This window comes from Cryobacterium adonitolivorans, from assembly GCF_004402695.1.
GTDB classification, from domain to species: Bacteria; Actinomycetota; Actinomycetes; order Actinomycetales; family Microbacteriaceae; genus Cryobacterium; species Cryobacterium adonitolivorans.
Window position 1 is genome coordinate 54758 of the sequence record NZ_SOFL01000024.1, and the last position, 21159, is coordinate 75916.

Sequence of the window (21159 nt, forward strand, 5' to 3'; positions counted from 1 at the left end):
GAGCGATGCTGGGTTTCGCGTACCTGCTCGCCCTGTTGGTGTCGCTGACCGGGATGGTCGTGCTGGATCGCCGGTTCGGCCTGTTCTTCTGGCGCGCCCCGCCCGCCGCGGCGGTCGTGCTCGCGGTGGGGGTGCTGTTCTTTCTGGCCTGGGACCTGATCGGGATTTCTGCGGGCATCTTCTACCGGGGTGAGACCGGGTTCATGACGGGGCTACAGATCACCGCAGAGCTGCCGGTCGAGGAGGTCTTCTTCCTGACCTTCCTCTGCTACCTCTTCATGAACGCCCTGCAGGGCGCCAGGATGCTGCTGGAGCGGAGACGCCCCTCGTGAGCTACCTCGCACTGAACGCCGTCTTCCTCGGCGTCGCGGCGCTGGCGGCCGCCGTGGCGCTGTGGCGGCGGCCGGCCTCGAGACGGCTCTACGCCGCATCCGGACTCGCCCTGGTCGTCGTGCTGATGCTCACCGCGGTTTTCGATAACATCATGATCGGGGTGGGACTCGTCGCGTACGACCCGGCCCTGATCTCCGGACTGTTCGTGGGGATCGCGCCCGTGGAGGACTTCGGATATCCGGTGGCCGCGGCCCTGTTGCTGCCGGCCGTCTGGTCTTTGCTCGGCGGCGATATCCGGCAGGGCGCCGCGCGAGAGGGCTCACCTCACCCCGCACGACCCGCAGAAGGACAGGACGAATGACCGAGTCGGTTCACCCCAACGGACGCGCGGCGACCGGAGTCGGCCATACCGTCCGGCAGGTGTTGCTCTCGTCCCGCCCGCTGAGCTGGATCAATACGGCCTTTCCGTTCGCCGCCGCCTACGTCGTCACGACCGGCAGGGTCGACGCCCTGCTCGTGGTGGGCACCCTGTTCTTCCTGATTCCGTACAACCTGCTGATGTACGGCATCAACGACGTGTTCGACTACGAATCCGACCTGCGCAACCCGCGCAAGGGCGGCGCCGAGGGCGCCATGCTCGACCCCAGCCTGCACCGGACCGTGCTGGTCTCCGGCGTCGCGACGGCCGTCCCGGTGCTGCTGTTGATGCTCGTGCTCGCCGGCGCGAACCCCTGGTCGTGGGTGGTGCTGGCGATCAGCCTCTTCGCCGTGGTCGCGTACTCGGCACCCGGGCTGCGCTTCAAGGAACGGCCGGTGCTGGACTCGGTGACGTCAAGCATCCACTTCGTGAGCCCGGCGGTCTACGGCCTCGCCGTGGCTGGCGCCCTGGTCACACCCGACCTCGCGGCGCTGCTGACGGCGTTCTTCTTCTGGGGCGTCGCCAGCCACGCCTTCGGCGCCGTGCAGGATGTCGAACCGGACCGGCAAGGCGGCATCAGCTCGATCGCGACGGCGTTCGGTGCCGCGCAGACCGTGCGCCTCGCCATCGGCTTCTGGCTGCTGGCGGGGCTGCTGATGCTCGTCACCGACTGGCCGGGGCCGCTCGCCGCGCTCCTGGTGATCCCGTACATTCTCGCCGCCTGGCCGTACCGGTCGATCAGCGACGCCGATTCCGAACGGGCCAACAAGGGCTGGAAGCGGTTCCTGCGGCTGAACTTCTTCACAGGGTTCCTGGTGACCATGCTGCTCATCCTCTGGGTGGTGCTGCGCTGACCCCTCGTCCGGGCCCGCGTAGAGTCGAGGCATGGAATTGCTGAGCGCGCGGGTGGACAGCTGGACCTGGGCGGTGCGGATGTACAAGACCCGGTCGCAGGCCACGGCGGCCTGCCGGGCCGGGCACGTGCGGGTGAATGGTGAACGGGCCAAGTCCGCCCAGTCCATCAAGCCCGGCGACGAGGTGCGGATCAGGGCCAACGGTTTCGACAGGGTGCTCGTGGTGTCGCGAATCATCGTCAAGCGGGTGGGGCCGAGTGCGGCCGCCGAGTGCTTCGTGGACAACACCCCGCCCCCGCCGCCCCGCGAGGAGGTCGCCCTGGTGCCGATGCGTGACCGCGGTGCCGGCCGGCCCACCAAACGTGAGCGCCGCGAGATCGAGGAGCTGCGCGGGCATTGAGCGGCAACCCAGGGGTGCCAGGGCAGGGCAGCCGTGCAGGGCCTCCAGGTCAGGGCCTCCAGGTCAGTCCGTGGCACGGGTTTCGGTTTCGGCCGGCAGCCTCACCGGCGGCACCAGGGTGCCCACCTCCGTGCGCACCCACCAGACGTGCTCGGACCGGCGTTCGGCCGGGGTGCTGAACCGGTAGAGGAACACCCGGGCACGCACATAGCGCGGCGGCCCCGCGGCAAACGGGTTGTGCGCGAGCATGCGCAGGGTGGCACGGTCGCCCTGCAACAAGCGGGCCAGGAACACCTCGAACCACCTGGACTCGCGTGACCCCAGGGCCAGGAACCACATCAGCCAATCCAGCCGCAGGTGGTACGGCGCGAACTGCCCAGGCAGCCTGGCCACGTCACCGGGCTTGCCGCGAAACTCATACGCCCGCCAGGCCGTCGGGTCGCGCGGGTCGGCGGAGTCACTGCCCTCGACTACCACCTCTAAACGGTCCTTCGTGACGGTGCCGAACGCACCGTAGGCGTTCACCAGGTGGAACGGGTTGAAGCTCGCGTTCATGAGCTGCCGGCGGCGCAGCAGGTTGCGGGCCGGCCAGTAACTGAGCACCAGCAGGCCGAGGGTCACGGCGAGCACCACGACCACGAACCAGGGCGGCTGCTCCCCCGCCGCGGCCGCCGACGCGCCAGCCTGCGGCGCGCGCAGGGCCGGCATGAACAGCCCGCCGACCCACCGGAAGGCAGGGTCATCGACCGCCGAGGCGGCCAGCACGATGGTGATCCAGTTCAACCAGGCGAAATTGCCGGTGAGCACCAGCCACAGCTGGCTGAGCACGATGACGCCGGCCGCAACCGACGCCACGGGCTGCGGAGCGAAAATGAGGAACGGGGCGATGATCTGCACGGCGTGGTTGGCGAGCACCTCGCCGCGATGGAACCACCGGGGCAGGTGGTGCACGAACCAGCTCACCGGATTGGGCATCGGCTGGGTTTCGTGGTGGTAGAACAACGCCGTGAGGTCGCGCCATTCCCGCCCGCCGCGCAATTTGATCAAGCCCGCGCCGAACTCCAGCCTGAACAGCAGCCACCGCAGGAAAATGAGGATTGGCACCGGCGTGGCGACGGAGTTCGACCCCAGGAATGCCACGACGAAGCCGGCTTCGACCAGGAGGCTCTCCCACCCGAAGGAATAGAACGTCTGCCCCACGTTCACGATCGAGAGGTACCCGGCGAAGAGCAGCAGGAAGACGATCATTCCCCACCAGGCCGGGCCGAGCTGAGGCAGGCCCATCACCACGGCGGCTGCAAGGGCGATTCCCGACCAGGCGACCAGGCGCAGCAGCCGGTCGGAGTAGCGCCAGTGGAACAGGCTCGGCGTGCGACGGAACGGCACCCGCGCCACGAAACCGCGCACCGGCAGCAACCCGTTGTCGCCCAGGAGGGCCGGGAACTGGGCCAACGCCGAGGCGAACGCCACCACGAAGATGACGGCGATCCCCCGTTGCAGCACCTCGCGTGCAATGTCGTAGTCCCCGGTTCCGAACCAGTCCATGGTGCAGTTCACCCTAGGCTCGCCCGCCCGTGACGCCAAGGACGCGCGCGGGCACCAGCGCTGTCCCCCGGCCGAGGGACGGCGACCGGAGGCGGCCCAAACCGAGATCTGCTTGACTTCGCCGACTAAACCGGTATAACTTGATGCCTAAACCGGTTCAGGCATCCGCGGATGCGACCCGGTCGCCATCAATGAGGAGGCCCCGTGCAGTCCACCCAGGATTCAATTAAGAATTCCGCCAGGGTGACCATTGCCGATGTGGCCAGGGAGGCCGGGGTCAGCAAGGGCCTCGTCTCGTTCGCGCTCAATGACCGGCCCGGCGTCGCGGCCGAAACGCGGACCAGGATCCTCAAGGTTGCCGGAGCCCTCGGCTGGACACCGTCGTTGCGCGCCAGGTCGCTCTCCTCGAAGCGGTCGTTCGCGCTCGGCCTGGTCATCGCCCGTGACCCTGAGGTACTCGGGTCTGACCCGTTCTTCACCTCGTTCATCGCCGGTGTCGAGACCGTTCTCGCTCCGGAGGGACTCGCTCTGGTGCTCAGCGTCGTGCCCGACGAGGAGACCGAGCTGCAGACCTACCGCACCCTCGTCACGGACGGCCGCGTCGACGGGGTCTTCCTCAGCGACCTGCGCATCGACGATGCGCGCATCCAGTGCTTGGCCGACCTCGGGCTGCCCACGGTCACCCTCGGCCGGCCCGACCAGCCCAGCCCGTTCCCGGCCGTGTCGATCGACGACACCCACGGCATAGCCGAATCGGTGCGCCACCTGGCCGGTCTCGGGCACCGACGCATCGCCCACGTCGCCGGCAGCCCCGCCATGCTGCACGGCAGCCGGCGCCAGGATGCCTTCACCAGCGCCATGCGCGCGGCCGGGCTCGGCGACGGCCAGGTCGTGGAGACCGACTTCTCGATCGCCGCCGGCGCCGATGCCGCACGCCGGCTGCTCAGCCAGCCCCAACCGCCCACCGCCATCGTCTTCGCCAGCGACCCCATGGCCATCGCCGGTATCGGCGTGGCCCAGGAACTCGGCGTCCGGGTTCCGGAGGATGTGTCGATCACCGGGTTCGACGACATCGAATTCGCGCGTTACATCTACCCGGCGCTCACCACCGTCGGCGCTACTCCCCTGGTCTGGGGCCGCGCCGCCGCCATCACCCTGCTCGGACTGATCCGCACCGGAAGTGCCGACGACGTCGACCTTCCCGCCGCGCGGCTGGTCATCCGAGGCTCCGCATCCGTTCCACCGCCCACTGAGCACTGAAACCTCATAACCGCACACCCCGTCCCGTAGCAGAGCCGCTGCGGATTCATGAATGGAGAAGGACATGCACAGCAGCACCACAACACCGCACCGCAGTGCGCGAGCGACCCGGCGTCTCCTGGCCGCCGCCGCTACCTCCGCGGCCATGATCGTCACCTTGGGCGCCTGCTCCAGCGGCGGCGACTCCGGCTCGGCCGAGGGCCGCGGCGACATCACCATCTGGTACTCCAACAATGAGAACGAGGTCACGTGGGGCAAGGCGATGGTCGAGGCCTGGAACGCCGACAACCCCGACGAGCAGGTCAAGGCCCAGGAGATCCCGGCCGGGAAGAGCAGCGAAGAGGTCATCGGCGCCGCCATCACCGCCGGAAACGCTCCGTGCCTGGTCTTCAACACCGCACCGGTAGCAGTGCCGCAGTTCCAGAAGCAGGGCGGCCTGGTCGACCTCAGCAGCTTCGAGGACGGCGACTCCTACATTGAGGCACGCACCGGCGACTTGAGCAAGCAGTACCAGAGCGAGGACGGCAAGTTCTACCAGATGCCGTGGAAGTCCAACCCCGTGATGTTGTTCTACAACAAGGACCTCTTCGCCGCGGCCGGCCTGGACCCGGAGAACCCCGCCCTAGCCACCTATGACGAATTCCTGGCCACCTCGCGCACCCTGGTCTCAGCCGGCGTGTCGCAGTACGCCATCAATCCGTCGGCAACGAGCGAGTTCTTCCAGAGCTGGTTCGACTTCTACCCGGCGTACGCGGCCGAGACCAATGGCACCCTGTTCGTCGAAGACGGCGAAGCGACCTTCAACTCGGAGGAGGGTGTCGCGGTCGGCGAATTCTGGAAGACCGTGTACGCCGAGAACCTCGCGGGCAAGGAGAAGTACACCGGTGATTCTTTCGCGGACGGACTGGCCGCCATGGCGAGTGCGGGACCGTGGGCGGTGTCCGTCTACAAGGATGTGGTGAACTGGGGAGCTGTTCCCTTCCCCTCCAGCGCCGGCACTGACCCCGCAAGCGCCTACACCTTCAGCGACGCGAAGAACGTCGGCATGTTCACGGCGTGCAAGAACCAGGCCACGGCCTGGGATGTGCTGAAATTCGCCACCAGCGAGGAGCAGGACGGCCAGCTGCTTGAGCTGACCGGCCAGATGCCGTTGCGCCAGGACCTCCCCGCGGTCTATCCGGACTACTTCGCGGCCAACCCGGCCTACGAGCAGTTCGGTGACCAGGCGTCACGCACGGTCGAGGTGCCCCAGGTGAACAACTCGGTCGCCGCCTGGCAGGCCTTCCGGGATACCTGGACGAAGAGTGTCATCGCCGGTGAGGGCGACGTCACCGACGCGTTCGATGCCGCAGCCGACAAGGTCAACGAGCTGATTGCGAAGCCGTAAGCCCGATGTCCACTCCGACTGTCTCTCCCGGGAGCGTCACCCCGAGCCCCGCCGCCAGGCCCGCAAAGCCTGGCGGCGGGGGCCCCCGCCGGGGCCGCCGGCGCCAGCTGCTGGGCAGGAATCCTCTCGGGCTCGTGCTCAGCGCCCCCTACCTGCTCTTCGTGCTTCTGGTCTTCGCCTACCCGCTGGTCTTCGCCTTCTACATGTCGTTCCACGACTATTTCTTTGCCGCTCCGGGCGCCGTGGTGGACCGTCCCTTCGTCGGACTCGCGAACTTCCAGGAGGTTTTGAGCGACCCCGCCATTGTCCGCTCGTTCGGCAACGTGGGCATATTCCTACTGATCAACGTGCCCCTCACGGTGGTGCTGTCACTGGTGCTCGCCACGGCATTGAACAAGATCGTGCGCGCCCGCACCTTTTTGAGGGTGTCTTTCTACGTACCGTACGTGACGGCCAGCGTCGCGGTTGTCGTCGTCTGGCTCTTCCTGTTCAACAGCAACGGCCTGATCAACCAGATCCTCGGCCCGCTGGCCCCTGACCCGGCCTGGCTGATCAACCCCCTCCTGGCGATGCCCACGATCGCCATCTTTGTCACCTGGAAGCAGATGGGTTTCTTCATCCTGCTCTACCTGGCCGCCCTGCAGAACGTCTCCGACGAACTGTACGAGGCCGCGGCGACGGATGGTGCGGGCAAGATCCGCATGTTCTTCTCCATCACGGTGCCGGGCGTTCGGCCTGCGACCGTGCTGGTTCTGTTGCTGGCCACGGTCACCGGCGCCAACCTGTTCACGGAGCCGTACCTGCTCACCGGCGGTGGCGGCCCCAACGGGGCCTCGTCGTCGCCCGTGCTGATCATGTACCAGCGCGGCATCGAACAAGGAGAGCCGGGCATTGCCGCCGCGATCGGGGTCATCCTCGTGATCGGCGTGCTCATCCTGGCGTTCATCCAACGCAAGGTGGCCGGAGGGGACGAATCATGAGCAAGACCGCACGCCCGAGGGCCAACACGGTCGACGGCATGAGCCGGAAACAGAACATCCTCCGTTACGTCGTACTGTTCATCGGCGCCCTACTGTTCCTATTTCCGTTCTACTACATGGTGATCGGCTCCCTCCAGACGACGCCGGACCCGACCATCGCCGGGGCATTCCCCAATCCGGCGAACATCACCGGTCAGAACTACGTCGACATCAACAGCCGAATCAACCTGTTTCAGGGACTGGTCAACTCCGGGATCTTCGCCGGGGGCGTCATCCTGTGCACCGTCGTGTTCGGTGTGCTCGTCGGCTATGCCCTGGCGCAGCTGGAGTGGCGGGGACGCGGAGTCACCTTCGGGCTGATGCTCCTCGTGCAGGTGATTCCCTTCCAACTACTGATGATTCCGCTCTACGTGATGATCGCCAGGGACTACGGCCTGGCCGACAGCTATGCGGGCATGATCCTGCCGTTCGCGATCAACTCGACCGCTGTGCTCGTCTTCCGGCAGTACTTCCTGCAGGTACCCAAGGCCCTCTTCGACGCCGCCCGGATCGACGGCGCTGGAGAGCTGAAGATCCTGTGGAGCATCGCATTGCCACTCGTGCGGCCCGCCCTGCTCACCGTGGTCCTGCTCACCTTCATCGGCCCGTGGAACGAATTCCTCTGGCCGTTCCTGATCACCAAGGAAGCCTCGCTGCAACCGCTAGCGGTCTCGCTGGCGAACTACCTCACCAATGTCGCGGCCGTCGCCGCGAACCCGATCGGTTCCGTCCTCGCCGGCGCCTGCGTGCTGGCCGCCCCCATGGTCATCCTCTTCATCATCTTCCAACGGCACTTCGTCTCGAGCGATATCGGCTCGGGCGTGAAAGGTTAGTCATGAGTTCCACCGCACCATTTCCATACACTCTCACCAGGATGGGCGTCATCATGACGCCGGAGGACGGCAACGAATTCGAAGCCGAGGGCGTCCTCAACCCCGGGTCAGGGCACACCCCCGACGGCACCCTGTACCTGCTCCCCCGGCTCGTCGCCACCGGCAACGTCTCCCGGGTGGGACTGGCCAGGGTGATCATCGAGAAGGGCGTGCCCGTCGGGGTCGAGCGCGAGGGCGTGGTCCTCGCGCCCGACCGCGGCTGGGAGCGCGGGGCGAACAACGCCGGCGTCGAGGACCCGCGGGTCACGTTCATCCCGCGGCTCGGCCTGCACGTGATGACCTACGTGGCCTACGGGCCGCTCGGCCCCCGCACCGCCGTGGCGGTCTCGGAGGACTTGCGCGACTGGCGGCGCCTCGGCCCCGCCCTGTTCGCCTACGACGAGGCCCTGGACATGGACCTCAACCTGTTCCACAACAAGGACACCGTGTTCTTTCCCGAGCCGGTCACCGCGCCCGACGGCGTGGAGAGCTTCGCCGTGCTGCACCGGCCGATGTGGGACCTGGACGAGACCAAGCCCGGTGAGGGCATCAGGGTGCCGGCCGGGGTCACCGACCAGCGGCAGAGCATCTGGATCAGTTACGTGCCTGTCGCCGACGCGTTGGCGGATGTCTCGGCGCTGACCTTCTGGCGCGGGCACCGGTTTCTCGCCGGCCCCGAGTTCGCCTTCGAGGAACTCAAGATCGGCGGCGGCCCCGCGCCGTTGCGGGTGCAGGAGGGCTGGCTGCTGCTGCACCACGGCGTCACGGGCGTTCTCGCCCGCGCGTTCGACCAGCAGCAGAAGGTGAACTACGCCGCCGGGGGCATGATCCTCGACGCCGACGACCCCACGATCGTGCTCAGCCGAACGAGCGAACCGTTGCTCAAGGCCGAGACCGCCGACGAGACCAGCGGCATCGTGCCGAACGTGGTGTTCCCGACCGCGATCGAGGAGATCGAGGGGCAGCTCTACGTGTTCTACGGCATGGCCGACTCGAAGATCGGCGTGGCCCGGCTCGACCGCCGCGCGTCCGAGTAGGCCCCACGAGCGGCAACTGTTGCCCGTTCGGACGATTGCGCCCAGCGTACGGGGCGCAATTGTCCGTTTGCGGAACTGTTAGCGGCCGTTCGCCTCGGGACGGGCGGCTCGACCCGGGGGGGGGATCCGGCCGGGGGATCCGGCCGGGGGATCCGGCCGGGCGGCTAGGGCTTGGTGGGCGGCTGCGGCGGCGGCGGAGCGGCGGTGAGCAGGCCCAGGCTCGACTTGAGCTGGTCGGCCGCGACCTGGTCGTCCCGGTCCGCAGCGAGATTGGCCTCGAGGTTGGCCTCGGTGACGGCCTTGAGTATCTCGGCACGCTGGATCGAGATGCCCCGTGGTGCGTCGACGCCCAGACGGATGCTGTCGCCGCGGACGTCGAGCACGGTGATGACGATGTCGTCACCGATGAGGATCTTTTCCCCCTGTTTGCGCGTGAGAACCAGCATCCGCTCAGCCTATCGCGAACGGGTCGGGCGGCCCGGCGGACGCCGGCGGACGGGGCGGCGGGGCGAGCCAGCCGATCGGCAGGCCCAGCTCCCGCACCGTTCCCGGGGTGGCGGTGGAGTCGACGCCGAGCACCGCGACGGCGTCTATCGTGACGTCGGCTCCGGCGTCCCGTACCCAGCGGGCGGTGTCTGAGGGCTTCCGGCCGGCGTGCACAACGGCCCAGACCTGGTCGGCGCCCAGCGCGGTCACCGTCTGGGCGTGCTGCGTGCCGGCGGGATGAGCGTCCGGCCGGGCGGGCACTCCCTGGACGACGATCATGCCGCGGCCCCGTTCCACTCCCCTGGCCCGCGCGGCGAGGGCCGAACGCCGGTCGGTGACGGCGTGGTCGGGACCGTCGAAGATCGGCGCAGTGGGTCCGCTGGAGAGCAGCCGGGCGGCCTCGAGGACATCGGTGTGCAGCCCGATGAGCAGCACCAGATCGCCGGGGCCGTCCAGGATCCTCGGCGCGCCCGGGGTCAGTTCCGGCGCGTCCTGGGGTGCGGCAGCGGCCGCGTCGGTCGGCGCCACGGCGTCCCAGTGCGCAGGCTCCGGCACCGACAGAGCCACGGCTCGTGCGGCACGGGCGGGCGACGTCGCGAAGGTCAGCTCGTCCATCAGCCGGGCGAAGTCCGGGGTACCCGTCGACGCGACATCCGGTGCGGCTAGGGCATCACGTGCTCGTCGTCTGGCCGAGTCCGGGGCGGGAACAGCCGGCGCGGGGCCGGACGGGACAGCACCGGTCGGGACAGCACCGGTCGGGACAGCACCGGTCGGGACAGCACCGGTCGGGACAGTACCGCCGGTCGGCCAGGGTGCCCGGTCGTCGTGCAAGCGCGACTCGGCGTCATCCGCTTCGTCGAGCAGGGCCGCGATGCCGAGCCTGGTGCTGAGCTCGTCGCGAGCGTGGGCCGCGCGCCCGCGCCCCGCCGGCACCGCCACGAGCGCGTCGGCCGGGTCGTCCGCCGGCAGCTCCACGGTCACCTCGATGTGTCGTTTGGCGAAGAACCCGCGGATACCGCCCACGGTGACCTGCTCGGCCGCGATGATGCGGGCGCCATCGCCGTGCTCGGCGACCATCCGGGCCTGCAGCTCGGGCAGGGTGGCGCCCTCAAGCCGCAATCGTTTCGGTTCCACGGACCACCCCCACGGTCTCGATTGCGACCCGCGCTGAGGTGACCTCCTCGTAGGACAGCACCGGCAGGCCGCCTGCCTGGGCGGACACGAGGCGGCGGATGGCCGGGCGCAGGGCCGGCGCGCAGACCAACACAGCCGTGAGGCCGCTCGCCTCCACGGTGGCCATGGCCGTACGGAGCGACCCCAGGATGGCGTCGATCCGCACCGGGTCGAGCAGGATCTGGCTGCCCTGGTCGCTGGGCCGCATGCCCTCGAGCATGGACTGCTCCAGTCCGGGTTCGATCATGATCACCCTGAGCACCGCGCCGTCCAGGTAGAGCGCCGTGAGCGCGGGCCCGAGCGCCTGCCTGGCGGCCTCGACGAGGCCCTCGGGATCGGCGGAGACCTTCGCCCGCACCGACAGGGCCTCGTAGATGCGCGGCAGGTCGTTGATCGGGATCTGCTCGGCGAGCAGTCCCTGCAGCACCCGCTGCACCTCGGCGAGGGAGAGCAGGCCGGGAATGAGGTCGTCGACGGCCGACGGGCTCACCTGGCGGACGCCATCCGTGAGCACCCGCACGTCTTCGCGGGTGAGCAGCCGGGCGGCGTTGCCGGTGATGATCGAGGACAGGTGCGTCACGAGCACCGAGACCCTGTCGATCACGGTGGCGCCGGCCATCTCGGCGCGCGGCCGCATTTCGCCCGGCACCCACTTGCCGGCCAGGCCGAACACCGGCTCGACCGTGGCAGTGCCGGGCAGGGACTCCAGGTTCTCGCCGAGCGCGAGCACCTTGCCCGCTGGGGCGATGCCGCGACCGGCCTCGACCCCGGCGATGCGGATGGCGTAGGTGGACGGCGGCAGGTCGACGTTGTCCCTGGTGCGCACCGGCGGCACGACCATGCCCAGGTCGATCGCGACCTTACGGCGAAGCGCCCGCACCCGGGCGAGCAGGTCGTCTGAGGCCCCGGAGACGAGGTCGACGAGGTCGGGGGCCAGCTGGATCTCCAGGGCGTGCACCCGCATCTGCTCGATGAGGTCTTCCGCGGTGTCCGATCGGGGCGCGAGCCCCTCAACGGCCGCCGCCGCGGCGGCGCCGGCCCTGGCCTTGGCCTCGTTGCCCTTGATGCGCTGCGAGATGACGATCAGGCCGGCGCCGACGACGATGAACGGGATGATCGGCATGCCGGGGATCAGCGCCATCAGGATCGCGGCGGCGCCGGCGATCATCAGCGCGGTGCGGGACTGGGTGAGCTGGGCCGACGCCGTGGCGCCGATGTCGGACTCGGCATTGGAGCGCGTGACGATCATGCCGGTGGAGACGGCCATCAGCAGGGCGGGGATCTGGGTGACCAGGCCGTCGCCGATGGTGAGCAGGGCGTAGGTGTTCAGCGCGTCGCCGACCTCCATGCCGCGCTGCAGCATGCCGATCGCGATGCCGCCGATCAGGTTGATGATGATGATGATCAGGCCGGCGATAGCGTCACCCTTGACGAACTTGGAGGCACCGTCCATCGCACCGTAGAAGTCGGCCTCCGCGGAGACCTCGGCGCGACGTTCCTTGGCCTGAACGTCGGTGATCAGGCCGGCGTTGAGGTCGGCGTCGATGGCCATCTGCTTGCCGGGCATGGCGTCGAGGGTGAACCGGGCGCCCACCTCAGCGACACGTTCGGCGCCCTTGGTGACGACGACGAACTGAATGACCACCAGGATCAGGAAGATCACGGCGCCGATGATGATCGACCCGCCGACGGCAACGTGGCCGAACGAGGCGATCACCTGGCCGGCGTAGCCCTCGCCCAGCACCAGCCGGGTGGAGGCGACGTTGAGGCCGAGCCTGAACAGGGTGGCCACGAGCAACAGCGATGGGAACACAGAGAAGTCCAGCGGCTTCTTCACGAACATGGTGGTGAGCAGGGTCACCAGTGCGAGCAGGATGTTCACGATGATGAGCACGTCGAGCAGCCCTGCGGGGATCGGAACCACCAGCAGCAGGATGATGCCGACCACCCCGATGGGAACGGCGAGTTTTGCGAGGGTGCTGTTCACTTAGGTGGCCTCCGAGGAACGAAAGGGTTGGGTCATGGTGTGCACGCCGGCCCTGGAGCCGCGGGTCTTGAGGGCGAGGACGAACGCGAGCACCCGGGCCACGGCGTTGTACAGCTCCACCGGGATCTCCTGGCCGAGCTCGCAGGCGCTGTGCAGCGAACGAGTGAGCGGGATGTCCTTGACGATGGGCACGGTGTCGGTCTCGGCCTGCTCGCGGATGCGGGCGGCGATCACTCCTGCCCCTTTGGCGACGACGCGGGGCGCCGACTTGCCCGGCTCGTACCGGAGCGCCACGGCGAAGTGGGTGGGGTTGATCAGCACCACGTCGGCCGTGGCGACCGCGGCGATCATGCGGTTGCGGCTCATCGCCAGCTGGCGGGCGCGGCGCTGCGAGCGGATCAACGGGTCACCCTCGGAGCTCTTGTGCTCGTCGGTGACCTCCTTCTTGGTCATCCGGGTGCGCTTGCGGTTGCGCCGCATCACGACCATCACGTCGGCGGCGGCCAGCACGAGGCCGGCGATCACCGCCGATTGCACCAGCGCGGCGGTGCCGTCCCCGGCCGCGCCGATCAGCACGGTCACCGGCAGGCCCCCGGCGGTCATCAGCACCGGTGTCAGCCCCTGGATGACCGAGGTGAGCACCACGCCGACGACGATGGTCTTGAGCAGCGCCTTCACGCCCTGCCAGAGCGCCTGGGCGCCGAAGGTACGGGCGAGCCCGGTGACCGGGTTGAACTGGTCGTACTTTCCGGCCACCTTCTTCACGTGGATGCCGCCCTGCGCGACCGATCCCGCCAGCACCGCCACGCAGACCACGGCGAGCATGGGCGTGAGGATGCCGCCCATGGCGCCCAGTCCCTCGGCGAGCAGCTGCAGGGCCTGCTCGGGGTCGGGGTTCTGGGCCACGGCACGGATGTCGAACAGTTGCACCCGCCCGGCAGCGGCACCGGCCTCGATGGTCATCGGCATCATCACGGCGGCCGCTCCGATGCCGACCCAGGCAGTGAGGTCCTGCGAACGGGCCAGCTGGCCCTTGGAGCGCACCTCGCGCATCCGCTTCTCGGTGGCCTGTTCGGTACGTTCGCCCGAGTCACTCATCAGCGAACGCCCCACATGCCGGCAACGGCATCATCGGTGAGGGAGGCGACGATGCCGGGCAGGGCCATGAACCCGGCGGCGCCGAGGGTGAGGGTGATCAGGATCTTGAGCGGGAAGCCGAGCGCGAAGGCGTTGAGGGCCGGGGCCACGCGGGTCAGCAGGCCCAGGCCGGCGTCGGCGAGGAAGAGCACCACGATGAGCGGGCCGGCGATCTGCACCGAGGCGAGCAGCATCTGGCCGACGGCGGCGGTGATCGCCTGCATGGGCACGGCGAGGTCGATGCCGCCGCCGACCGGCATCGCGGTGAAGGAACGGGCGAGGCCGCCCAGGATCAGCTGGTAGCCGCCGGAGGCGAACAGGAGCGCCAGGGCGGTCATCTGGTACAGCCTGGTAAATTGGGCGCCGTTGACCATCGACTGCGGGTCGAAACCCTGGGCGAGCTGGAAGCCGCCGAACAGGTCGATGAGGTTGCCGGCGGATTGGATGGCGGAGAACACGACGAGCACCAGGAACCCCAGCACCCCGCCGACGACAATCTGCAGCAGCAGCGCGACGATGAAACCGCCGGTGTCCGGCGAGGCGTAGCCGGGCACCACCCGGGGAGCGACGGCCAGGGCCAGGCCGACCGCGAGCATGCCCTTGACACGCAGCGGGAACGCGTTGAACGAGAACGGAGGTGCCACGACGAGGAACGCGACCATGCGCACCCCGGCCAGCATCACCGCCTCCAGCCAGGCGAAGTCGAGGGTGATGTTCACCTAGCCGCCGCCGATCAGGCCGGGGATCTTGTCGAACAGGTTGGTGGTGAACGAGACGATCTCGGAGATCATCCAGTGCCCGCAGATGAGCATGGCGAAGCAGACCGCGATGGCCTTGGGCACGAACGAGAGCGTCACCTCCTGGATCTGGGTGATGGACTGCACCAGCGAGATGGCGAAGCCGACAACCAGGGCGGTGATCAGGATGGGCGCGGAGAGCTTGGCGGACACGACGATGGCCTGCAGCCCGATGTCCAGGACGGCGTTGGAATCCATCAGCCACCCCGGTAACTGTTGACCAGGGTGGTGATGATCAGGCCCCAGCCGTCGACGAGGATGAAAAGCAGGATTTTAAACGGCAACGAGATCATCACCGGCGGCAGCATCATCATGCCCATCGACATCAGCGCCGCCGACACCACCAGGTCGATGACCAGGAACGGGATGAAGATCACGAAGCCGATGATGAACGCCGCGCGAAGCTCGGAGATCATGAACGCGGGGATCAGGGTGAGCAGCGACACCGCGTCGGGATTGGCCGGGTTGGGCTGGTCGGAGACCCGGACCATCAGGGCAAGGTCCTCTTCTCGGGTCTGGGCGAGCATGAAGGTGCGCAGCGGCTCCGACCCCGTCGTGACGGCGTCATCGAACGTCATCGAGCCGTTCAGGTAGGGCTGCAGTGCCTCGGTGTTGATGTCGGTGAGCACGGGCGACATGATGAACAGCGACAGGAACAGGGCGAGGCCCGCGAGCACCTGGTTCGGCGGGATCGACGGCAGCGCCAGGGCGTTGCGGGTCATGGCGAGCACCACGAAGATCTTGGTGAACGACGTCATCATCAACAGCAGCGCCGGAGCCACCGACAGCAGGGTGATTCCGATCAGCGTCACGATGGCCGAGGACGGCTCCCCGTTCGGACCGTTGATCTCCACGGTGAGTCCCGCGCCGGGGGTGGCGACCGGTGTCGGGGTGGCCGGGTCGGTGGGCACGATCGGCTCGGTGGGTGCCAGGGGTGCCGCGTGGCCGGTCGAGGCGACGAGGAGCATCAGGGCCGCGACGATGACGACCACTAGCGCCGCCATGACGAGGACGTGGGTCAGCCGCCGGCGTCGCTCCCGCACGGCGGCGGCGTGAGACGCGCGATCTTGCCGGCCGAGGGTGTGGAGCGTGTTCACCGGCCGGGCCGGAGCAGTGCGGCGGTCTGTTGCCAGGTCGACGGCGAGAGGATGGAACCGCCGAGGCGGCCGCCGGTGCTGCGGTCCCGGCGCGGACGGAAGGTCAGCGGCGGCTCGGTGGCCGGCTCCGTTGTGGCAGGCGCTGCGGTGGCAGGCGCTGCGGTGGCAGGCGCTGCGGTGGCAGGCGCTGCGGTGGTTTTCTCGTCACCGGCCGTCGGCACGAGGGTCGGGCCACCGGATGCAGCGTGCAGCGACCTGGCGAACGCCACCGCCGACCGATCGTTGCCGGCGCCGGCCCGCACGGTGCGGCTCTCCGCGGCGGCACCCAGCTCTGCCTCGGCGTCGTGTAGCACGCTGATCGACTGCTCGGTGACGCCGAGGACGAAGCGGCGGCCGTCGACATCCACCACCACGACGGATGCCTTCTGGCCGAGGCCCTGCCGGCCCACCACGGTCACCACGTTGTTCGTGCGCGATCCGGCGCCCCGGCTCAGGCGTCGTTGCAGCACCCAGAGCAGCCCGAGCACGACGGCCAGGGACAGTATCACTCGCAGGGCGGCGACGACGGTGTCCACCTAGGTCAGGCTCTCGGCAACGTCGAGGATCTTGGTGATCCGCACCGCGTAGTCCTGGTCGACGACGACGATCTCGCCGTGGGCGATCAGCCGGCCGTTGAGGAGGATGTCGGCGGGCGACCCGACGGAGCGGTCCAGTTCGACGACCGCGCCGGGTTCGAGGGCGAGCACGTCTCGTACCGTCATCCGGGTGCGGCCGATCTCGACGGTCAGGGCCATCTCGACGCTGTTGATGCGGCCGAGGTTGCCGACCACGGTGCGGTCGCCTGCCGCGGCGGCCGCGCCGTTCTGGCGCAGGCGGATCGCGAACCAGCCGATGGTGACGCCGCCGCCGACGAGGTCGAAGACCACGGTCTCCGGGTCGAGGAAGAGGGTCGTGGCATCGTCGATCCGCGCGTCGCCCAGCACGCCCAGGCCGAGGATACCCGCGGCGCGCTCGAGGGCCGGGCGGATGATGTCCTCCCGCGAGACGAGTCCGCTCTCGGCGCCGCCCGCCGCGTCCAGGGAGCCGGGATCGGCAAGTACCACGGCGAGGTCGGCCGAGGTGGCCCCGACGAACGAAGCGACGACGGCACCGTGCACGGCTCCCCCGGCGCGGCCGACGACGACGGCGCCGGAACCGGCCATCGCGGTGAGGACGGTGGGCGTGGGCAGCACCGTGAGCAGAGCGTCGACCGCCGCGCCCGCGACACCGTCGGAGAGCCCGGAGCCGATGACCCCGGGGCCGCGGACGGCTGACGGTGACTGGGCGGAGGCGGGGCTATGAATCGTCATGGAGTCTTTTCCTCGGTGTCGATGATGATGCAGGCCAGGCGGGAGCCGGTGGAGCCGACGGCCGCGCGGGCGAGAGTGCGGCCATCCACCACCAGGTCGAGCGGCCGGTGGGTGGGATGCGGGATCGCGAGGACGTCGCCGACGGCGAGGGCCAGGATGGCGCTCGGCAGGACCCGCGCGTCCGCGAGCCGCAACGACACGTCGACGGGCACCCAGCCGAGCTGGGCGCGCAGCAGGTCCACCGGCGGGGTCGCCGACATGGGCGGACCGGGCTCGCCGAGTTGGGGCAGCAGTGCCTCGGCCGGCAGGGCAAGGGTCGCCGCCGTGGTCTTGTCGCCGACCCTGACGACGAAGGACGCCACGATCATCAGGTCGGAGGTGGCCGCCGCTTGCGCGAACTGGGAGTTGTACTGGATGCCACCGACCGCGATGGGCAGGGTGAGCAGCGCACCGAGCGAGTACCGCAGGTCTTCGAGAGCATCGTCCATCAGCCGGCGAACGAGGGCCTGTTCGATTTGGGTGAAGGGGCGCTCCGGTGGCGCAGGCAACCCGGTGCCACCGAGCATGTGGGCGACCCAGAAGAGCGCCGCTGCCGACGGGAACTGGAGGACGGCCTGGGCCTCGAGGCCCTCGACGGTGCAGAGCACCATGGTGGTCGTGGCCGGGAGGGAGGCCGCGTACTCGTCGTAGCCGCTCATCACCACCTGCTCGCAGGTGACCTGGGAGATCATCCGCACCTGGGCGGTCAGCTGGGTGCCCCACTGGCGGGCGAAGGTCTCGAAGGCCAGCTCCAGCACCCTGGCGTGGTCACGGGCCAGCGTCGTCGGTCGGCTGAAGTCGTAGACTTCCACCGCGCGCACGGGTTTTCCGGGCACGCCGGTGCTGATGTGTTCCTGGACCGTCACGACTGGCACTATCGGCCGGCCAGAAACGGATGTTAGCGCCATCGGCAAAGTTGTCGGTGCCGATTGTTCCGTCGCGCCGGTGCTGCCCGCGACGTCAGTGGCCCGTGCTGACCACCGGCTTCTCTCCGCCGTGCGCCGGGACGCTGTTGGCCGGTTCGCTGTCGGCCGGTACGCTCTCGGCCGGTGCCGTCTCGTCGGGCACGGCCGTGCCGTCGAGCACCGACGGGATCAGCGCCCGCACGCTATCGGGCTGGTTGGAGAGAAGCACCACGTCGACCCTGCGGTTGCGGGCCATCGCGGCCAGATCGTCTCCGGTGTCCACCGGTCGGGCAGAACCGTAGCCGATCGCGCCGATCCGTTCCTGCGCCACCCCGGTTCGTTCTACCAGGTGCCGCAGCACCTGGGTGGCCCTGGCACTGGAGAGCTCCCAGTCGGTCGGGTAGTTGATGGTCACGCCGTGCCTGTCGGCGTGGCCCTCCACCGACACCTCGCGCTGGCTGCCGGCCAACACCGGGCCGATGGTGTCCAGCACCGAGACAGCCTGGCCGCTGAGGGTGGCGACGTTGGGTTCGAAGAAGGTCTCCGATCCGATCAGGCCCACCGAGAGACCTCGTTCATCGATGGTGTACTCCACCAGGGAGTCGAGACCGACGGCGCTGAGCGCCGCCTGCATGGCCGCCTGCACGGCGGTGAGGTCGTCGACCTCGGCCATCGCGAGATCGAGGTCAGTGAGCCCGATATCCTGGTTCACCGACGGAGTATCGACCAGGTCGGCCGGCACCACGATGCCCTCCGCGGTGTCGACCTTGCCCACATCAACCGCGCCGAAGCCCGTTGCCAGCGAGTTCTTCAGCTGCACGAACTTGGCCTGGTCCACCGTCGACATGGCGAACAGCACAATGAACATGCACATCAGCACGGTGACCATGTCCATGTACGAGGCCATCCAGCGCTCGTCGACGTGCTCCTCGTGTTCCTCCTCCAGGCCGCGACCACGGCCCCGGCCGCGTCCGCTCACGCGGCCTTCTTGAGCGGCTTGGTCGAGGACTTGCCGGCCTTGGCTGCCTTGGCGGACTTGGCCGATGCCATGGGCACCATGGCCTGCAACCGCTCGCCGAGCAAGCGGGGCTGGCTGCCGGCCTGAACGGCCAGCGCGCCCTCCATGAGCAGGGTCATCCGTTCGGCCTCGATGTCGGAGAGCCGCTTCAGCCGGCTCCCGATCGGAAGCCAGAGGAAGTTCGCGGACAGGAGCCCCCACAGCGTCGCGACGAACGCCGCAGCGATCATGGGGCCCAGAGTGGACGGGGTGTCGAGGTTCTCGAGGACGTGGGTGAGCGAGATCACGGTGCCGATGATGCCCACCGTGGGGGCATAGCCGCCGAGGGTAGTGAAGAATTTGGCCGCGTTGCGGCTCTCCTTGGTGCGGGTGGCGATCTCGTCTTCGAGCAGGATGCGCAGCTCGTCACCGTCGGTGCCGTCGGCGATGTTCTGCAGCGCGCCGCGCAGGAACGGGTCGCTGATCGTGTCGGCCTCCTGTTCGAGGGCGAGCAGGCCGGAGCTGCGCGCCTTCTCGGCCAGGCCGACGACCTGGTCGATGAGCTTTTGGGGCGGGGTGGTCTTGCCCAGGAAGGCACCGGGAAGCGCCTTGACGGCCTTGACGGTGTCGCGTAGGGTTCCGCCAGCGATGCCGACGGCGATGGTGGCGCCGAAGACCAGCACCATCGGGGCGGGCAGCAGGATCGCGGTGATCTGCGAGCCCTCGATGGTGATCATCGCGAAGAGCGCGCCGAAGGCGAGACCGATGCCGATCAGGGTTGCGGGATCCATCTATATTCTCCGGGGGCGCAGGGGGACAACGGCGTCCGGTCGGGTGTCGGGGTCGCCGACGGAACCATCTCCGGCGCTGTAGGCCAGGCCGATCACGTGGGCCCGGTAGGCCGCGATCTTCTCGATGACCTCGGCCAGGCTCTCTGTGACAATGAACTTGGCGCCGTCCACCATCACGAGGGTGGTGTCCGGGTTCACGTGGATGCGTTCAATGAGGTCGGGATTGATCGCGAACTGACTGTCGTTCAGCCTGGTTACAACGATCATGGACCCGTCCCTGGTTCCCGGACGGCTCCAGCAGCCGTCGAGAACACTGTCGGCCGCTCCATGAGTTGCGTTAGCAGGCGACCGATGCGACGGTGACGGGCTCTGGAGACGTGCGGCCTGCGGCCAGGCTAATTCGCGACGAAGGAGAAACTCCCGCCGCCTTCGATGACGGTCACGGAGAATGGCCCGCTGACCGACGGGGTGCCGACGGCGGCCAACCCCGCCTGGCGCGTTGCCGCCTCGTCTCCCGTGATCGTGACCACGATCGAGCCGGGCTGGATTGTGGGATCCGAGCCCACCGAGAACAGGACAGCGGGCATCAGCGCCGCCTCGACCAATGCGTCGGTGACCTTTTTTCCGACCGCTCTCACCGCTGCCTGGGAGTCGACCACGGTGAATCCGACGCCCTCGATAGTGGAGTACGGCAGACCGGTAGCGTCGAGCGCCGCGATCGCCCCGGCCGGAGCGTCGCCGGCGAATCCGATGGTGACGGAGCGCGACGGCCCGAAATAGGCGAAGGCGAAGTGGTCGATGAAGTCGGTCTCGATGACATGCGCGGCGTCGCCCAAGGGCTTCTGATAGAGCGCCCATTCCTGCTCTTCAGGCGAGTAGTTCAACTTGGCGAGGGTGTAACCGGGGTAGATCTCACGCGCCATGATGGAGTCGTAGTCAGTAGCGAGCCCGGCGCCGGCATGCTCCGTGACGCGCCACGGCCCGTATCCCCCTGACTGCTGCCGTTCTCAGGTGTCCCATACTGTGAAGCTAGCGTTCTTTGGCGGTAGGAGCAAGACATCTAAACGCCAGATCACAGTCTGAATCAATCAGAGACGTGTGCCTTGCTCCTGACACAGCGGAGGATCGGCCAAGTGCATATCACCGCCTCAGCATGACCCAAGTAAAGTTATCCACAAGTTGATATTTGCTCACACAAAGCTTCGTAATCGGGCTAGATTCGGGGCATGACAAACCAGTCGAGTATCGTAGACACCTTCGCCGCTCACAGCGGTGA

General features: G+C 68.4%; 24 protein-coding genes. 9 read left to right on the forward strand and 15 right to left on the reverse strand.

Features of this window, described 5'->3' with window-relative positions:
• Positions 1-5 precede the first annotated feature (5 nt).
• From E3O42_RS07615 to E3O42_RS07630, 4 genes are read left to right on the forward strand one after another with little or no spacing between them, the layout of a single operon-like run.
• Positions 6-332, forward strand: a complete 327-nt coding sequence (locus tag E3O42_RS07615; protein ID WP_338144936.1) for a lycopene cyclase domain-containing protein — start codon at positions 6-8, stop codon at positions 330-332.
• Positions 329-694: a lycopene cyclase domain-containing protein gene (locus tag E3O42_RS07620; protein ID WP_134453370.1), complete on the forward strand. Its 366-nt coding sequence runs from the start codon at positions 329-331 to the stop codon at positions 692-694. Before E3O42_RS07615 ends, E3O42_RS07620 begins: the two co-directional genes overlap by 4 nt.
• Complete coding sequence (locus tag E3O42_RS07625) at positions 691-1605, forward strand: prenyltransferase (protein ID WP_134453371.1); 915 nt, start codon at positions 691-693, stop codon at positions 1603-1605. Before E3O42_RS07620 ends, E3O42_RS07625 begins: the two co-directional genes overlap by 4 nt.
• A 31-nt stretch (positions 1606-1636) precedes the next feature.
• Complete coding sequence (locus tag E3O42_RS07630) at positions 1637-2005, forward strand: RNA-binding S4 domain-containing protein (protein ID WP_134453372.1); 369 nt, start codon at positions 1637-1639, stop codon at positions 2003-2005.
• Between the two features lie 63 nt (positions 2006-2068).
• On the opposite strand, the gene E3O42_RS07635 is transcribed toward E3O42_RS07630, so the two are convergent.
• Entirely contained in the window at positions 2069-3550 is a 1482-nt protein-coding gene (locus tag E3O42_RS07635) for a lipase maturation factor family protein (protein ID WP_134453373.1), read from the reverse strand.
• A gap of 204 nt (positions 3551-3754) precedes the next feature.
• Between E3O42_RS07635 and E3O42_RS07640 the strand changes: the two genes are divergently transcribed.
• The 5 genes from E3O42_RS07640 to E3O42_RS07660 all read left to right on the forward strand — a co-directional run bounded on the left by E3O42_RS07640 (position 3755) and on the right by E3O42_RS07660 (position 9125).
• Complete coding sequence (locus tag E3O42_RS07640; protein ID WP_241984709.1) at positions 3755-4810, forward strand: LacI family DNA-binding transcriptional regulator; 1056 nt, start codon at positions 3755-3757, stop codon at positions 4808-4810.
• A 64-nt stretch (positions 4811-4874) separates the two neighbouring features.
• Positions 4875-6197 (forward strand): extracellular solute-binding protein, encoded by a 1323-nt coding sequence (locus E3O42_RS07645; RefSeq protein ID WP_134453374.1) that lies wholly within the window; start codon positions 4875-4877, stop codon positions 6195-6197.
• 5 nt (positions 6198-6202) lie between these two features.
• Positions 6203-7177: a carbohydrate ABC transporter permease gene (locus tag E3O42_RS07650; RefSeq protein WP_134453375.1), complete on the forward strand. Its 975-nt coding sequence runs from the start codon at positions 6203-6205 to the stop codon at positions 7175-7177.
• Positions 7178-7215: 38 nt separating this feature from the next.
• Entirely contained in the window at positions 7216-8049 is an 834-nt protein-coding gene (locus tag E3O42_RS07655; RefSeq protein ID WP_134453399.1) for a carbohydrate ABC transporter permease, read from the forward strand.
• Positions 8050-8051: 2 nt separating this feature from the next.
• Complete coding sequence (locus E3O42_RS07660; RefSeq protein ID WP_134453376.1) at positions 8052-9125, forward strand: glycoside hydrolase family 130 protein; 1074 nt, start codon at positions 8052-8054, stop codon at positions 9123-9125.
• A gap of 164 nt (positions 9126-9289) precedes the next feature.
• Here E3O42_RS07660 and csrA read toward each other — a convergent pair whose 3' ends face one another.
• The 14 genes from csrA to E3O42_RS07730 all read right to left on the reverse strand — a co-directional run bounded on the left by csrA (position 9290) and on the right by E3O42_RS07730 (position 20806).
• A complete protein-coding gene (gene csrA, locus E3O42_RS07665; RefSeq protein WP_134453377.1) occupies positions 9290-9571 on the reverse strand; it encodes a carbon storage regulator CsrA in 282 nt (93 codons plus the stop codon).
• Positions 9572-9575: 4 nt separating this feature from the next.
• Positions 9576-10745: a hypothetical protein gene (locus E3O42_RS07670; RefSeq protein WP_134453378.1), complete on the reverse strand. Its 1170-nt coding sequence runs from the start codon at positions 10743-10745 to the stop codon at positions 9576-9578.
• Positions 10720-12771 (reverse strand): flagellar biosynthesis protein FlhA, encoded by a 2052-nt coding sequence (locus tag E3O42_RS07675; RefSeq protein WP_134453379.1) that lies wholly within the window; start codon positions 12769-12771, stop codon positions 10720-10722. The genes E3O42_RS07670 and E3O42_RS07675 overlap by 26 nt, the downstream gene beginning before the upstream one ends.
• Positions 12772-13869, reverse strand: a complete 1098-nt coding sequence (locus tag E3O42_RS07680; RefSeq protein ID WP_134453380.1) for an EscU/YscU/HrcU family type III secretion system export apparatus switch protein — start codon at positions 13867-13869, stop codon at positions 12772-12774.
• The gene (locus tag E3O42_RS07685; RefSeq protein WP_134453381.1) at positions 13869-14627 is read right to left on the reverse strand and encodes a flagellar biosynthetic protein FliR; all 759 of its coding nucleotides are present in this window, start codon (positions 14625-14627) and stop codon (positions 13869-13871) included. The genes E3O42_RS07680 and E3O42_RS07685 overlap by 1 nt, the downstream gene beginning before the upstream one ends.
• Positions 14628-14903: a flagellar biosynthesis protein FliQ gene (gene fliQ / locus E3O42_RS07690; RefSeq protein WP_088456015.1), complete on the reverse strand. Its 276-nt coding sequence runs from the start codon at positions 14901-14903 to the stop codon at positions 14628-14630.
• Complete coding sequence (gene fliP / locus E3O42_RS07695) at positions 14903-15709, reverse strand: flagellar type III secretion system pore protein FliP (RefSeq protein WP_134453400.1); 807 nt, start codon at positions 15707-15709, stop codon at positions 14903-14905. Before fliP ends, fliQ begins: the two co-directional genes overlap by 1 nt.
• Before the next feature lie 89 nt (positions 15710-15798).
• Positions 15799-16377: a flagellar biosynthetic protein FliO gene (fliO, locus tag E3O42_RS07700; protein ID WP_134453382.1), complete on the reverse strand. Its 579-nt coding sequence runs from the start codon at positions 16375-16377 to the stop codon at positions 15799-15801.
• Complete coding sequence (fliN, locus tag E3O42_RS07705) at positions 16378-17151, reverse strand: flagellar motor switch protein FliN (RefSeq protein ID WP_166787925.1); 774 nt, start codon at positions 17149-17151, stop codon at positions 16378-16380. It lies immediately after the preceding gene.
• Complete coding sequence (locus E3O42_RS07710) at positions 17148-18056, reverse strand: flagellar motor switch protein FliM (protein ID WP_241984710.1); 909 nt, start codon at positions 18054-18056, stop codon at positions 17148-17150. Before E3O42_RS07710 ends, fliN begins: the two co-directional genes overlap by 4 nt.
• 94 nt (positions 18057-18150) lie before the next feature.
• Positions 18151-19074 carry an OmpA/MotB family protein gene (locus E3O42_RS07715; protein ID WP_134453384.1) on the reverse strand — a complete coding sequence of 308 codons (924 nt, stop codon included), beginning with the start codon at positions 19072-19074 and terminating at the stop codon, positions 18151-18153.
• On the reverse strand, positions 19071-19883 hold the full coding sequence (locus E3O42_RS07720; RefSeq protein WP_134453385.1) for a motility protein A: 813 nt from the start codon (positions 19881-19883) through the stop codon (positions 19071-19073). The genes E3O42_RS07715 and E3O42_RS07720 overlap by 4 nt, the downstream gene beginning before the upstream one ends.
• Positions 19884-20150, reverse strand: coding sequence for a flagellar FlbD family protein (locus E3O42_RS07725; RefSeq protein ID WP_134453386.1), 267 nt, complete (start codon positions 20148-20150; stop codon positions 19884-19886).
• A gap of 128 nt (positions 20151-20278) precedes the next feature.
• On the reverse strand, positions 20279-20806 hold the full coding sequence (locus E3O42_RS07730) for a hypothetical protein (protein ID WP_134453387.1): 528 nt from the start codon (positions 20804-20806) through the stop codon (positions 20279-20281).
• Between the last annotated feature and the right edge of the window lie 353 nt (positions 20807-21159).